The sequence below is a fragment of the Parabacteroides caecihominis genome, assembly GCF_023656785.1.
GTDB classification, from domain to species: Bacteria; Bacteroidota; Bacteroidia; order Bacteroidales; family Tannerellaceae; genus Parabacteroides; species Parabacteroides segnis.
Map to the genome: position 1 here is coordinate 159,639 of NZ_JAMOKS010000002.1, position 15,027 is coordinate 174,665.

Here is a 15,027-nt window from a genome sequence, read left to right on the forward strand (position 1 = left end):
TAAACACTTATACAGTTTCAATTTCATTACACACAGGCTATGACAGTATACATGATAGATACAAACTACCCTATCATACTATCATAAAAACAGCTATCTTTTTTCAAACAGTATATTGCTTATTTTCAAAGATATAACTATATAAATTCATTGAGACCCGGGTCTTAACCATCTCCACACCCGGGTGTTAGCATCGCTTAGACCGGGGTATAAAAACTGTCGAAATAGGGGTCCCGGGAAAATTTTCTCCCTGTTTTAGCTAAAAAAGATAACTACTTTGACAAATTAAATGCCATACTTAACACAAAACAGACGGAGAGTAGGACGGTAATGACAGTTTATGATAGTTCTATGATAGATAAATTCATCAACCATCATAGTTATATATCCTGTAAATCAAAGAGTACAAACAAAATATGATAGTATGATAGTTATTTTTCAAAAAACTTCTTTATGACCAACCACTCTTATCCTCTTTTCACCATATGCTTAAACTTTAAAACAGCCAGATTCAATTCTATTGTCGTTTCCGAATCTGTTACTTTCGGTTCATCATCTAATAAGTCAGCCATTAACTCACTCGTGCGCTGCATAAGTGTTTTCTGCTGTGCTTCATCGGCGGTAGGTAACTGTAAAACAGTTCTGGACAATTCCTTGATTCTTGCAAAAGCTTCAACGATTGCGATTGTTGTCTGCGTTGCCTTGTTACTTTTCAGGATTGTTGCCAACATGTAAAGTCCTTTTTCAGTAAAAGCTGTCGGAAGAGCTGTTGAATGTTTTAAAGGATTGAACCGGTCAAAATTTTTGACCAGTTCGGCTTTCTCAACTTTATTACATTCGATTAAATATCCGGCAGGAAATTTATCCGGATTATTTTTGACTGCCTGATTTATTTCTTTTGTTTCTACATCATAAAGCATAGCGACATCCCTGTCAAGCAGAACTCTTTGATCCCGTAATTCAATTATGCAACTTTCTACATCACTGAATCTAATCACATTTTCTTTCATAGTTAATTGATTTTAGTTTACAATATGTATTCTACCTCCCTATGCAATGATAAATAAACCCGTTCTCCTCCATCTCCTTGATATCATAAATATTACGGCCATCAAGAACCAGCGGGGTAGCCATCAGTTTCTTTATTGCAGACCAGGAAGGCATACGGAACTCTTTCCATTCCGTTACAAGCATCAGGGCATCGGCATCCACTACTGCATCATAAATATCTTTTGCATAATGGATAACATCTCCGATACGGCGTTTTGATTCTTCTACTGCTACAGGATCATAAGCATATACTTCACAACCGGCCGCCAACAGTTTTTCTATCAAAACCAAAGAAGGAGCTTCGCGCATATCGTCTGTTTCAGGCTTAAAAGCCAATCCCCAGATAGCGATACGTTTACCTTTCAGGTCTCCATTAAAATGCTTTTCGAGTTTATGGAACAAAAGAGATTTCTGTTCGTCATTTACTTCCTCGACTGCCTGAAGGATACGCATCGGATAATTATTTTGCTTGGCTGTATTGATCAATGCTTTCACGTCTTTAGGAAAACATGAACCGCCATAACCGATACCGGCATACAGGAAACGGTTACCGATACGATTGTCAGAACCGATACCTTTACGTACCATATTTACATCCGCACCGATAATCTCACACAAGTTGGCAATATCGTTCATAAAACTGATACGGGTAGCCAACATGGCGTTCGCTGCATATTTGGTCATCTCGGCAGATGGCACATCCATAAAAATCACACGGAAATTATTTAAAAGGAAAGGACGGTACAGACGAGTCATCAGCTCTTCTGCACGCTCAGATTCTACACCAACAACAACACGGTCCGGACTCATAAAGTCGCTGATCGCTGCTCCTTCCTTCAGAAATTCAGGATTAGAAGCGACATCGAACTCGATCTCTACTCCACGTTTATCCAGTTCTTCCTGGATAGCCCGGCGTACTTTCTTTGCCGTGCCGACGGGAACCGTACTCTTTGTTACGACCAGAATATGTTTCTTCATATTCCGACCGACAGTACGGGCTACCTCAAGCACGTATTTCAAATCGGCACTACCATCCTCATCGGGAGGCGTACCTACGGCACTGAACAAAACTTCCACTTCGTCCAGGCATTCAGTAAGATCGGTTGTAAATTGTAATCTTCCGGCCTGCTGGTTACGATGGACCATATCTTCCAGACCGGGTTCATAGATAGGGATTATCCCCTTTTTAAGGTTTTCAATTTTTTCGGTGTTAACATCTACACAAAAAACTTCGGTCCCCATTTCTGCAAAACAGGTTCCGGTAACCAGGCCGACATAGCCTGTTCCTACTATCGCTATTTTCATAATTTATAATCAAAATGCAAAATTAAAGGCTCTTGAAATATTTAATTGTATCTACCAAACCTTCTTCCAAACGGATTTTAGGTTCCCAGCCATTCAGTTTTTCTTTAGCTAAAGTAATATCCGGTTTACGCTGTTTGGGATCATCAGAAGGAAGAGGGGTAAATATTATTTTTGATTTCGAATTAGTCATCTTCAATATGATCTCTGCCAACTCCAGCATGGTGAACTCTCCCGGATTGCCTAAATTGACAGGTCCGGTAAAGTTTTCGGAAGCCATCATACGAACCATACCTTCCACCAGGTCGTCGACATACTGGAAACTACGGGTTTGCTTTCCATCACCGTAAATAGTAATATCTTCACCTTTCAACGCCTGCATGATGAAGTTGGAAACAACCCGGCCGTCATCCGGACGCATACGGGGACCATAGGTATTGAAAATACGGATAATCTTGACATCTACCTTATTCTGACGATGATAATCCATGAATAAAGTTTCCGCACAACGTTTGCCCTCATCATAACAGCTGCGCAAACCGATCGGATTCACATTTCCCCAATAACTTTCTTCCTGGGGATGGACGATCGGATCACCGTAAACTTCACTGGTAGAAGCCTGAAGAATACGTGCTTTGGTACGTTTAGCCAACCCAAGCATATTGATAGCACCAATAACAGATGTTTTAGTCGTACTCACCGGATCGAACTGGTAATGTATCGGAGATGCTGGACAAGCCAGATTGTAAATTTCATCAACCTCCACATAATACGGGAATGTCACATCATGACGAACCAGCTCAAAATAGGGATTGTCCAGTAAATGAACAATGTTTTGTTTCAGACCTGTAAAATAATTATCCATACAAATCACATTGTTCCCGTCTTTCAGCAGGCGTTCGCAAAGATGAGAGCCGATAAAACCGGCTCCTCCGGTAACTAAAATCTGTTTCATGCTATCTGTTCAATTTGAGTTTTTCTATATATCTCAGTCCTTTTCATAAGAATGAGAGCACAACAATGTTGGTCAGTCCCATGCCGGGAATGACAAAACTTCCACAAAGATAGGAATTTGAAGGGATTCTTTCCCTTCTAAAATCGTTATTTATACGAAAGGGGAATTACCGATCATCATTTCTTATTCAGAATCGTTACTTTTGAGCATAGATGCGCTGTATAATGTCCACTACTTTCATACCTTCCAGTACGTTGGTCGTGATACATTCAGATCCTGAACCGGAAAGGACACGGACCACATTGCGGATCACGAAATTATGATTCTGAGCCGATCCCTTGTAAGGGCCGTAATCATTACCCGGGTTGGTTGGAGCCAGTTCGGGCATTTCATACTCCTTCACATGGCAATATTCCACTTCGTTCATATATTGTCCGCCGATCTTTACGCTGCCATTCTCTGCCACGATCAGCATGCTGCTTTCCATATTCTTGTCCCAGACAGAAGTCGAATAACTCAGACTTCCCATTCCTCCGTTCACGAAATTGAAATTCACAAAGCCGGAGTCTTCAAAAGCGGTCAGTTTTTCATGATTGAAATCGGCAAAACGAGCCTGGATATTACAGATATCCCCGAACAACCAATACATGATATCGATAAAATGGGAGAACTGGGTGAAAAGTGTTCCGCCATCTAGTGCAGCATCCCCATGCCAGCCACCGGGTTTATAATAACGTTCGTCACGGTTCCAATAGCAGTTCAACTGAACCATGTATATTTTACCCAATTTCCCGGAGTCGATCATATCCTTAATCCACACGGAAGGAGGGGAATAGCGGTTCTGCATGACGCAAAATACCTGTTTACGGTATTTCAAAGAAGCATATACCACCTTCTCCGCATCAGCCAGTGTCAACGCCATCGGTTTTTCTATCACCACATTACAACCGGCTTCGATGGCTTGTACCGCCATAGGCGCATGCAAACCGTTCGGAGTACAGATATTAATGACATCCATCTGAATGCCACTCTGCAATAATTCCTGCAAACCGGCAAAAAAAGGGACTTCATACGCCTCTATTCCCAATTCTTCGCGAGGACGGATATCGCATAAAGCGACTAATTCGGCATCCTGATCACGGGTTACCATCTCGGCATGGCGCTTTCCGATATGACCACAACCGACTACAGCGAATTTTATCTTATTTTCTTTCATCTATATTGTTACTTTCCACTAAATTCGAATAGAAATCAAGTATAGCATCAATTATATACTCCTGCTCTTCTTTTGTCATCTCCGTATGGATAGGTAATGATAAAACACACTGGCTCAGACGGGCTGCCTCATTCATATTTCCCGGCGTACGTGCCATCCATTTATAGGCATCCTGGGCCTGTAAAGGCAACGGATAATACACCATGGAAGGAATACCTTTCTCTTTAAGAAAAGACTGTAAAGATTCCCGGAGTTTTGCCGTATCGGTATAATCACCGACGGGTTTCAACTGAACCGTATATTGATGATAGACATGTGTAGAGAAATCACTCTTCTTTGGAAGAATCAACTGCTCGCATGAAGCCAAACCTTCGTCATATCTTCGGGCAACGACCTGCCGGGCTTTTGTAAACTCGTCGATATACTTCAGCTTCACATCCAAAACAGCGGCATGCAGGGTATCCAGACGAGAGTTACATCCTATGAGCTTATGATGATATTTAACTTCCTGACCATGATTTGCGATCATACGGATACGCTTTGCCAGACTCTCATCAGAAGTCATTAAAGCGCCTCCGTCACCAAAACAGGCCAGCGGCTTGGAAGGGAAAAACGAAGTCGTACCGATAACGCCCATTGTCCCCGTTTTCTTCACCTGCCCATCCGGGAAAGTATATTCCGCACCAACGGACTGCGCATTATCTTCTATCACATGGAGATGATACATGCCGGCTATTCTCAGGATCGGAGCCATATCGCAGGACTGGCCGAACAGTTGAACTACAATGATTGCCTTGGTATTACGGGAAATAGATTCTTCTATTTTACGGGGATCGATATTATAGGTTCGCGGATCTACATCCACCAGCACAGGAGTCAATCCCAGCAAAGCGATCACTTCGGCAGCTGCCACATAGGTAAATGCCGGAACAATCACCTCATCCCCCGGCTGCAACTGCAACGCCATCAAAGCGATCTGAAGAGCATCCGTACCGTTCCCGCAAGGAATCACATAGGGAATATCGAGATATTCAGCCAAGTGATCGCCAAAAGCCTTCACCTGAGGACCATTGATAAAGGCACTGCTTTCAATAACAGTTTGCATGGCGGCATCTATCTCCTCTTTCAGGCGATGATACTGTCCTTGCAAGTCAACCATTTGTATATGTTTTTCAAGCATCTTTCCTATTGTATTCCACTGTTTATCTTATGAAGATTAAAACGTTTCAAATAACCTTTTATTGCATAAAAGACCTTTAACATTCTTTTCTATGATAAGTGAGAGCTTAGGGACTCTTACCTATGAGAGAGCCGGGACTCTTACAGATAAGAATACCGGCTCTATTATCATTCATACCTCCGGCATTACGTTCCATAGCACCGGAGATCTTATGTTATTTTACTTCGCTACCCGGTTTCACTTCTTTTTCCGGAGTGATGACAGACAGCTTGCCATCGAAGTTTTCAGCAGAGAGGATCATACCTTCCGATACGATGCCTTTCAACTTACGCGGAGCAAGGTTGGCAATAAAACAAACCTGTTTTCCGACCAACTCTTCGGGGGCATAATGCTGGGCGATACCGGAAACGATTGTACGTTTCTCCAAACCGTCATCGATACGGAACTGCAACAATTTGTCGGCCTTAGGCACCTTTGTACATTCCAGGATCGTTCCCACACGGATATCCAGTTTTGTGAAATCATCGAACGCGATGTTTTCGCGTATCGGTTTCGCTTTATAGTTGGCTTCTTCGTTCGCTTTCTTTGTATCCAGCAACTTCTGAACCTGCGCTTCGATCACACTGTCTTCGATCTTTTCAAACAACAGTTCGGATTTGCCTAGCTGATGTCCGGCTTCCAGCAAGTCGGTTGCGCCCAGACGGCTCCAGCCTAACGGTTCTACATTCAACATCTTGTTGAGTTTCTCCATGCTGAACGGCAGGAAGGGTTCGAAAGCAATAGCCAGGTTGGCTGTGATCTGCAAAGCGATGTTCATGATCGTTGCCACACGAGTCATATCTGTCTTTGCCAGCTTCCAGGGTTCCGTATCTGCCAGATATTTGTTACCGATACGGGCCAGGTTCATGGCTTCCTTTTGGGCATCACGGAAATGATAGGTGTCGAGCAGACGCTCCACATTTGCTTTTACATCTTCGAAGTCTTTCAAAGTCTGACGGTCATAGTCAGTCAGTTCGCTTACTGCCGGCACTTTTCCTTCGAAATATTTCTCAGTCAGCACCAGGGCACGGTTTACGAAGTTACCCAGGATGGCAACCAACTCGTTATTATTGCGTGCCTGGAAGTCTTTCCAGGTAAAGTCGTTATCTTTTGTTTCCGGCGCATTGGCAGTCAGGACATAACGTAATACATCCTGTTTTCCCGGCATATCCACCAGATATTCGTTCAACCATACCGCCCAGTTGCGGGAAGTAGAGATCTTGTCGCCTTCCAGGTTCAGAAATTCATTGGCTGGTACATTCTCCGGCAGGTTGAAAGTACCTTCGGCCTTCAACATGGCTGGGAATACGATACAATGGAACACGATATTATCCTTACCGATGAAATGTACCATCTTGGTTTCAGGATCTTTCCACCAGGTCTCCCAACTGTCGGGAAGTAATTCTTTTGTATTGGAAATATAACCGATCGGCGCATCGAACCATACGTAAAGCACTTTGCCTTCCGCTCCTTCCACCGGAACAGGGATACCCCAGTCCAGGTCGCGGCTTACGGCACGCGGTTGCAATCCCATGTCCAGCCAACTCTTGCACTGTCCGTACACGTTCGGTTTCCATTCTTTATGATCTTCCAGAATCCATTTGCGCAGGAACGGTTCATGCTTATCCAAGGGCAGATACCAGTGTTTGGTCTCCTTCATCACCGGTTCGCTACCACTAATGGCAGACTTCGGGTTGATCAGGTCTGTTGCATTCAACGATGTACCGCAGGCTTCGCACTGGTCACCATAAGCCTTTTCGTTGCCGCAATGCGGACATGTACCGGTTATATAACGGTCGGCAAGGAATTGTTTAGCTTCCTCGTCGTAATATTGTTCGCTGGTCTTTTCGACAAACTCTCCTTTTTCATACAGGGTACGGAAAAAGTCCGACGCCACCTGACGATGAGTAGGTGAAGTTGTGCGTGAATAGATATCGAACGAGATGCCGAACTCCTCGAAAGACTTCTTGATAATGCCATGAAAACGGTCCACCACATCCTGCGGTGTAACACCTTCTTTCTTAGCACGGAGGGTAATAGGCACACCATGTTCGTCCGATCCCCCGATCATCAATACCTCTTCCCCCTTCAGACGAAGGTAGCGGGCATAAATATCGGCCGGTACATACACCCCGGCCAGATGTCCGATATGTACCGGTCCGTTCGCATACGGCAACGCCGTAGTTATCAGCGTTCTCTTAAAATGTTTTTCCATACCTTGTGTTCTCTTTTTGAGGGGCAAAGGTACGGAATTATTCGTTTGGTTGAAACAGATTCTTTCCCTTTATACCGGATCACACCTTTATTCGTACACCAATTCGAAATCATCAATCCACAGCGTGCTCCCTTCTCCGCCGGTAAAATAATCACCATATTTGCTGGAGGTGGCAACCAATACCAGATATTTTGGCGTACGGTTGGCATACCGGTAAGTCAATGGAAGCTCGACTTCCTGATAGGAGGTTGACTCCGTTCCGCTTATCAGTTCCGTATAGGCAATCACATTCTTGTCGTTCTTATCGAACAACTGACGGTTGGCCGGACGCGTCCGTATTTCCAGCGGCGCATCCCAATCGGTCAGAGCCAGATAAATGAAACAAGAATCCGAACGTCCCAGCAGATAAGAGAAATCACCGTAAGAGGCATTCGTTTTATCGATCTTTTTCGGACTGTACTTATAATGTAGCTTCAACTTTGTAGGGAATGAAGTAAACGGCCGGCCAAAACTCAGCACACCGTCGGTCACATCCGTCCTCACATAACTCCCGCTGAAAATATTCCCGGCAGCAAATTTCACCAATACATATTTAGATTCCAACTTAGCGGCATATCCCTTTCCGTTGCTGGTTTCTTCAGAGGGTATCGAGTTGCTGTCGCCTCCTACCAGTGTCGCCCCTTTGTTTCCGGTATCCCAGAAAGAAGAACCGCCATTGGCCCACGGATACCATAATTTGGGTTTGGAAGCATCCTGGCTCCATTCATCAAAACTGCCGTTGGTCAACATCTCTGCCGATGCTGTTGTAAAGTCGAGCACAGACCCGGCTGATCCGTCGATATTCACACGGCACTCGTAAACGGTTGCCGGAGTCAGTCCGGGCAGTTCCGCCGTAAAGCTGGTTCCGTCAACTGTGATATTGGAGGAAGAAAGTTCATTCCACTGAGTCGCACTCTTCTCTTTATATTCTACGGCAACAGATGCCCCGCTCCGGATACCTCCACTTAGAACAGCCTGTTTGGTACGTGGGAATACAGTGATATCCGATGATGTATTATCCGTATAAAGCACGTTGACCGTCCATTGTTCGGTGCGGCCGAAAGCGGCAATATTGAAGGTGACCGGACGGGAAAAGTCCTTCACTGTTACCGGATCAGGCGTAGTCGTTGCAATAGAGCTTCCCAACTGCATTGACTTCACGGTAATATTCTTCAGTGACTGATCTTCGGTAACATAAACAACAGCCTGCTGGTTCTTCACATCAAAAATGGCATTTCCAACCTGACCGGAAAGTTCTATGCTACGGTTAAACACCTGCGTGACCGAGACTGTCCAGAGATAATCCTGATAAGTTGTCAGCATAAAATGTACCGGCCCGGCAAAATTGATCCGGGTATCGGCTGTAGAAGGCAGACTATCCAGAGAAGCAAAACCTTTCTCAGGAAAAGCCTGTGCTGTGATACATTTGGCACTATCCGGATAGACCGATGCTTCATTCGTCACCTGAAGCCGGGTAATACGCAAAGTCTGTATATCCACCTGGTCGTTTACTTCAATACTGACCGTCCGGTTATTATTTTGTATCTCCGGATTTCCGGTCATGCCTTCTACCGTAATACCGGATATTTGTCCGACCAGATAAGGGTAAGGGACATCATTTTCGATACAACTGTTCAACAAGTAACAAGCGGACATTATCAGAGCCATACGGCAATAACCTGTCATTCTCAAAAGTATATTTCTCTTCATAGCAGTTAAAAATAATAGGTCATACCCAGGTTTATAGAAAACAGATCGATTTTGAACTTAGCGGAAGTTTCCCGGCGCGAACCCTGGATCACCTTGTTATGATCCTGTTCGATCCATTTGGAGTCGAATCCCATCACACCCACAGACACTTCAACTGCGGCATTGTTCGTAATAAAAGCGGTCATACCTGGGGCAATACCTACCTGTAGATGTTTGATTTTTTCGTAAACGCCATCCAGTGTTTCTGCCTCGCCGGAATAGGTCTTGCCTTGTCCGGCGCCGAATGTTACACGGGCCTCGTTGAACAGACCGAAACGTTTGCTGTTTCCCAGATTAATATATGTACGCACGAAACCGGTTCCATAGATCATGTGTTGCAACAAAGATGCGTTATTGATCTTAAAAGAAAGATCTTCATTCAGGTCGATATCGAGATTTCCTATATCGATATAATCGCGGGTATAGGAAAAGCGACCGCCCACAGCCACATTGTCACGGATGAAATATCCGAAGTTAGGACTGACGCTGAACGAATACCTCTTTCCTTCCACATTCTTCAGGATTAAAAACTTATAATCATCCGAATTGCTCTCGGAATAGGAAAAACTACCTCCGACCATCCATTGTCCTTTCGGAATAAAGGTAGAGGAATGGATACCCCGGTCGATCTGTTCCCGGTCCTTCTTGGCTTGGAGGAAGGAGGGGAAGAGGAGGCTGAATACTAATAAGATTGTTATTTGATGTTTCATATTTGAGTTGATAATAGAGGTGTTGCAAAAGTCTATTTTGTCATGGCGGACTTGATCCGCCAACTCATACTTAAAGTATATATCTTCGTAGTATGCGAGTCCAGGACGAGCCCGGGATGACAAGATAGTGACTTTCGACACACCTCGTTTTTTTAGTTTATATAAGGAGATTTGGTGTAATCGTAGACTAATTCGAAATCGTCTACATATAAAATGCTATTCAATGCTCCGATAAAATCTCCTCCATATATACTGGATGTTGCAACTATTGCTATCCTAGTCGGGATATTCTCAGAATCATGATATGTTAAATCAAGTTCAAAAGGTGTCCATTCTGTAACATCTTCATCTGAGCTATATTCACCTTCGGCAATATAAGTAGTAGAATTAATCGTGGAAGCATCATATTGATCTCCTGTAAACAACTTCACATATATCTGACATTTGTCTTTCATTCCATATCGAGAATCTGACTTATCAAGACCTTGATCAATATTGGTAGAGGTATATTTATACCAACCATTCAATCCTGTTGGTCTTGTAGAAAAACTTTGACCGAATTTAGGGAATTTTTTAGCTTTATCTGCATTCATTGCATCAGATAAACTCGTAAAATTAAAGCTTCCTGTATACAAATTTCCTGCAGCAAAGAAGCCAAACATTAGAATCTTGGCATTTATTGATGTTAATTTAGCAGCATGCTCTTTCACACCATCTCTGCCCTCAATTGGTTCTGTATTTGAGTCCTTACTAGCTTTTCTCACTCCTTCATTTCCTGTAGCCCAAAAATCATAAGAATCTTTTTCATTTGCATACCAAGCTTTATTACTACCCTTAAACCATGTATCAAAGCTTGCATTCTTTAATGTTGTAAATGTTTTATTTTCATCATCAATACAATAAGTTCCATTCTGTTCCAGTCCTGTTATAATATTCTTATTTCCATTCTCTTGCATTTCAATAACCAAACTCTGAACCTCCCCCCAGGAATCTCCTTGTTTTTTATACTTATAACTAACTATGACCTCATCTGTATCTAATAAATTTTTAGAAGATTGGATATTCCATTTCACTTTGGCATAATCAGCACCAGCTGTTACAGATTGGATAGAAATAGAAGAACAAGTTGTTAAAGTTTGAATTACTTTAGATTCCATAAAACGATATTGATAAGACTGATTTGCTGACAAACCTGTTAATTCAGCTTTATAGTTACCCTCTGTATCCAAAACAGCCAATACTTTTGTTGCATGACTCCAGTCAGTCTCTGAAGCTAGTATATATTCAAAATATGCATCTACAGCATTGGTATTCAACTCTCCATAGACATAAGCGACAGTAACACCAATCGCTTTTTTCTCTAAGGTTTTATCCCCTACCTTTGTTTTAAAATCAACAGAGTTTCCTTTCTCCATGAATTTATATTCATATTCTGTATCATCATCTAATCCTATAAGAGATGCCAAATATTGAGTATTCACATCAGAAGAACTTGCAGATATACTATTCTGCCATTCAGTAACTCCCTTTTTCCGATAAAAAAATTTAGGATTCGAAGGCGTTACTTTTCCAGAAGGAGAAACATATTTGCCTTTTAATGTTGCTGAGTTAGTAAGCACATTCTCCGCATCAAGAGTCGTAACCACAACTTTCGGTAATACAATCCCAACCTCTATATCCCGCGGATTCTCCTCACCCACCTGAATGGAAATATTGGCAGCACCCTCGGAAGAACCATCTCCTTCCCCTTCCGTCGACTTCATGGATATTTTTATCTTATAATACTCCTGAGCCTTTGCTTCTGCTATTTTATCCAACGAAATAGTTTGCCAGCTTCCGGCATTATCTTTGAACATAAAATCTACAGAAAGATTGCCCGGAGCAATATATCCGGCACGCTTTTCCTCACCAGAGAAAGCAACTCCTCCTACGACAGTCTTATATTCAGTTTGATAAGTACCTACCACACTGCTTGCATATTCAACTAATACCTTTACAGTAGTCAGTTTACACTCTATCCAAGCCGTACTTGTATTACCGGCAGTTACTTCAACCATAGCTTCTCCCATATAAGCAGGCGTAAAACCATCTGCGACTTCGCTTCCATTGCTGGCTATCGCCACCAGTTTATAATTGCCGGGAGCTAACTCTATATCTTCTGAAGGTGCATCCGGAGCAAAATTATACTCTTTCGACCAATCCTTATCTGAAGAATTTTCCGTTACATTGGAGATAACCAAACGAATATTCTTAATCTCCACATCACCTTCAGCCTTCGTTATAACAGAAGTGTTGGTGATAATACCTATGCGTACAAAGCCATTTCCATTTACTTTTTCATCTGAATTACAGGACAATAGAATAGACAACAGCGTTATTAGTAAATATATATTGTTTCTTTTCATCACTTGCTATAATTATATAGTAAACTGAATAGACAGAGTTTTCGACTCCTGCCTGTTTTTCTTATCGACAACCTTCAAATGAAATTTGTGTGGACCCGGATCTCCTAATTGCGAAAGAATACTCATAAATCCACTCACATCAAACACCTGAGAGGTTCTCCCTGAAACAGGATCATTACCTAACAAGCCTAACTCCTTCAAGGCTGTCTCATTTTTACCCGGATTAGCCAGATCAAACGATTTATCTAATCCCACAGCACCTAACAATTCATCTGAAAGAATCGGAGAGTCAATCGTCACAACCAAACTCTGAATCCCTGCCTCCGCTGTTATATTCACCCGGACCGTTGTCGGGTCGGTCAATATCTGGCTGAGGCTGAATCCATCTCCAACGATAGTCGGAGCCGCATAAGAAGGATCCGGCTCAGGTGTCGGGTCGGGATCGGGCGTTGGGTCAGGATCGGGCGTCGGTTGATCCGGAGCAGGGATCGTGATATCCACATCCTTGCCATTCAACGTCACGTCGATCGTTATATCGAAATGGCCATTACCTCCTAAACCTGGGTTATCAGGATCATCGGGACTTCCCGGGTTATTGGGGGTATCAGGACCGTTTGGATCATCCGGATTGTCCGGATCATTGGGATTGTTAGGATTATCCGGAATCCCGGGGTTGGCAGGGATTGTGTCCTTGATCCCCAGGTTGATCTCAAATTTATCCTCCGGCTTCAACGAAGTTCCGTCCTTGCTTGACATGATCTGCGCTTTATAAACTTCCGTTCCGTTCTTTGTCGTAGCTCGGACAGCAATCAGCATTGTAGGTGATGTACGGAAATAAGCGATTCCATTCACATCCCTGTTCATTGTCAATACCCCTGTACCATTTGTAAAGGTAACGGCATAATCATCCTCCACCTCATCCAGGAAACTGTCATCGTAATTCACATTGACAACAACACTATTCAACTTACAAGTGTCTTTCAGGCTTGTCACCTCTCCGGCATTTACCGAAAATTCCTTTTCACTGAAATAATAAGGTTTATTTATCGAAGCCTCCTCTTCGCCTCCGGCATAAGAAGCGGAACGGACTTTATAAGTTCCCACCGGTAGCTCTATAACATTTTCCCCTCCCTGCAACTCGGCATAAGAATCATATTCGCGAACAACCTCGTCATTCGCATTCACGATCTGGATAACATAGCTGTCGACTACATTTCCGGCACGGGAGCCGATCTCTTTCGATAACAAATCAAGAGAAAAGCCGCCTATCGCTTCTTTATCCGTATTGCCTGGCATGCGATGTCGTAATTCATCCCGCATTTCACAGGAGGCCGTACCCAAAAGACAAATACTTAAAAACAATTTACTTATAAATAATATATTCTTTCTCATCGAACAGTCACTTTAAGATTTAACGGTCTATTTGCAGAACGGTCTGTTAATGTTTTTGTCTCCCCCGTTGCCAATCCGATAGTTACAGTCAGATAATCATTGGCAACCGGAGATTTTTCATCCTTATATTTCAGCAGTTCATTATAAATGACAGGTTCCTGATATTCCTTCTCCGTCGCAGAAAAAGATAACCGAAGGTTTTCAGTCGGTCTGATATAGATCTCTTCACTCTCACCGGTTTCCTCATCAATTTTAAATTTGTGAAGCCCTTTTGTATTCCCATTGGAAATAGAAAGATCATCAGGAACTGAAGTCAAAGCCTCTATCAACGCTTTGTCCAGTTCCACCTTCACGCGAACTTGCTGCATTTTGCAGGTAATCGTTGGCTTTGCAAAAGCATTCGCTTCGATCTCCACATCTCCCTGCCCGCTATAAAAGGGTTGACCGGATACTTCCGCCATTTCTCCCTGTTGAGAGGCAACAATTGTATATATTCCTTTTTCCAGGCGTAACGTGCCGCTTTCCTTCAGTTTTTGAAAAGTGCCAAACGACTTCACAGGCTTATCCTCCTGTTTTATAACTACAGAAAATGTATTTACATCTATAGTTGCTGCCTTTGTGATAACCAAACGGTTCGGCTGGACAGTTTCCAAATCCAGGGACAGAGAGCCATATTCATTTTCCGGTTGCATCGTATCTCCCACTTCCGAACAGGCAGAGAACAGATAAGCCATTCCTGCCAATGCTATAATAATATATAATGTACGTCCCATAA

General features: G+C 43.0%; 11 protein-coding genes. All 11 read right to left on the reverse strand.

Features of this window, described 5'->3' with window-relative positions:
• Positions 1-467: 467 nt before the first annotated feature.
• Positions 468-1,010 carry an ORF6N domain-containing protein gene (locus tag NBH14_RS01780; RefSeq protein WP_186958098.1) on the reverse strand — a complete coding sequence of 181 codons (543 nt, stop codon included), beginning with the start codon at positions 1,008-1,010 and terminating at the stop codon, positions 468-470.
• A gap of 31 nt (positions 1,011-1,041) precedes the next feature.
• Positions 1,042-2,355 carry a UDP-glucose dehydrogenase family protein gene (locus tag NBH14_RS01785; protein WP_186958097.1) on the reverse strand — a complete coding sequence of 438 codons (1,314 nt, stop codon included), beginning with the start codon at positions 2,353-2,355 and terminating at the stop codon, positions 1,042-1,044.
• 22 nt (positions 2,356-2,377) lie between these two features.
• Complete coding sequence (locus NBH14_RS01790; protein WP_186958096.1) at positions 2,378-3,307, reverse strand: UDP-glucuronic acid decarboxylase family protein; 930 nt, start codon at positions 3,305-3,307, stop codon at positions 2,378-2,380.
• Between the two features lie 196 nt (positions 3,308-3,503).
• Positions 3,504-4,523, reverse strand: a complete 1,020-nt coding sequence (locus NBH14_RS01795; protein WP_186958095.1) for a Gfo/Idh/MocA family protein — start codon at positions 4,521-4,523, stop codon at positions 3,504-3,506.
• Entirely contained in the window at positions 4,510-5,703 is a 1,194-nt protein-coding gene (locus NBH14_RS01800) for a DegT/DnrJ/EryC1/StrS family aminotransferase (protein WP_186958094.1), read from the reverse strand. Before NBH14_RS01800 ends, NBH14_RS01795 begins: the two co-directional genes overlap by 14 nt.
• Before the next feature lie 214 nt (positions 5,704-5,917).
• Positions 5,918-7,957: a methionine--tRNA ligase gene (metG, locus tag NBH14_RS01805; RefSeq protein ID WP_186958093.1), complete on the reverse strand. Its 2,040-nt coding sequence runs from the start codon at positions 7,955-7,957 to the stop codon at positions 5,918-5,920.
• Positions 7,958-8,044: 87 nt separating this feature from the next.
• On the reverse strand, positions 8,045-9,706 hold the full coding sequence (locus NBH14_RS01810) for a PCMD domain-containing protein (protein WP_250817085.1): 1,662 nt from the start codon (positions 9,704-9,706) through the stop codon (positions 8,045-8,047).
• A gap of 5 nt (positions 9,707-9,711) precedes the next feature.
• A complete protein-coding gene (locus tag NBH14_RS01815; protein WP_186958092.1) occupies positions 9,712-10,455 on the reverse strand; it encodes an outer membrane beta-barrel protein in 744 nt (247 codons plus the stop codon).
• Positions 10,456-10,607: 152 nt separating this feature from the next.
• Positions 10,608-12,860, reverse strand: a complete 2,253-nt coding sequence (locus NBH14_RS01820; RefSeq protein WP_186958091.1) for a PCMD domain-containing protein — start codon at positions 12,858-12,860, stop codon at positions 10,608-10,610.
• A 12-nt stretch (positions 12,861-12,872) separates the two neighbouring features.
• The gene (locus NBH14_RS01825; protein ID WP_186958090.1) at positions 12,873-14,252 is read right to left on the reverse strand and encodes a DUF4493 domain-containing protein; all 1,380 of its coding nucleotides are present in this window, start codon (positions 14,250-14,252) and stop codon (positions 12,873-12,875) included.
• Positions 14,249-15,025, reverse strand: coding sequence for a DUF4493 domain-containing protein (locus tag NBH14_RS01830; protein ID WP_186958089.1), 777 nt, complete (start codon positions 15,023-15,025; stop codon positions 14,249-14,251). Before NBH14_RS01830 ends, NBH14_RS01825 begins: the two co-directional genes overlap by 4 nt.
• Positions 15,026-15,027: the final 2 nt, after the last annotated feature.

Bases quoted from the DNA above. Each gene is read 5' to 3' on its own strand.
- NBH14_RS01780 (WP_186958098.1), bottom strand. From the start codon at position 1,010: ATGAAAGAAAATGTGATTAGATTCAGTGATGTAGAAAGTTGCATAATT.
- NBH14_RS01785 (WP_186958097.1), bottom strand. From the start codon at position 2,355: ATGAAAATAGCGATAGTAGGAACAGGCTATGTCGGCCTGGTTACCGGA.
- NBH14_RS01790 (WP_186958096.1), bottom strand. From the start codon at position 3,307: ATGAAACAGATTTTAGTTACCGGAGGAGCCGGTTTTATCGGCTCTCAT.
- NBH14_RS01795 (WP_186958095.1), bottom strand. From the start codon at position 4,523: ATGAAAGAAAATAAGATAAAATTCGCTGTAGTCGGTTGTGGTCATATC.
- NBH14_RS01800 (WP_186958094.1), bottom strand. From the start codon at position 5,703: ATGCTTGAAAAACATATACAAATGGTTGACTTGCAAGGACAGTATCAT.
- metG (WP_186958093.1), bottom strand. From the start codon at position 7,957: ATGGAAAAACATTTTAAGAGAACGCTGATAACTACGGCGTTGCCGTAT.
- NBH14_RS01810 (WP_250817085.1), bottom strand. From the start codon at position 9,706: ATGAAGAGAAATATACTTTTGAGAATGACAGGTTATTGCCGTATGGCT.
- NBH14_RS01815 (WP_186958092.1), bottom strand. From the start codon at position 10,455: ATGAAACATCAAATAACAATCTTATTAGTATTCAGCCTCCTCTTCCCC.
- NBH14_RS01820 (WP_186958091.1), bottom strand. From the start codon at position 12,860: ATGAAAAGAAACAATATATATTTACTAATAACGCTGTTGTCTATTCTA.
- NBH14_RS01825 (WP_186958090.1), bottom strand. From the start codon at position 14,252: ATGAGAAAGAATATATTATTTATAAGTAAATTGTTTTTAAGTATTTGT.
- NBH14_RS01830 (WP_186958089.1), bottom strand. From the start codon at position 15,025: ATGGGACGTACATTATATATTATTATAGCATTGGCAGGAATGGCTTAT.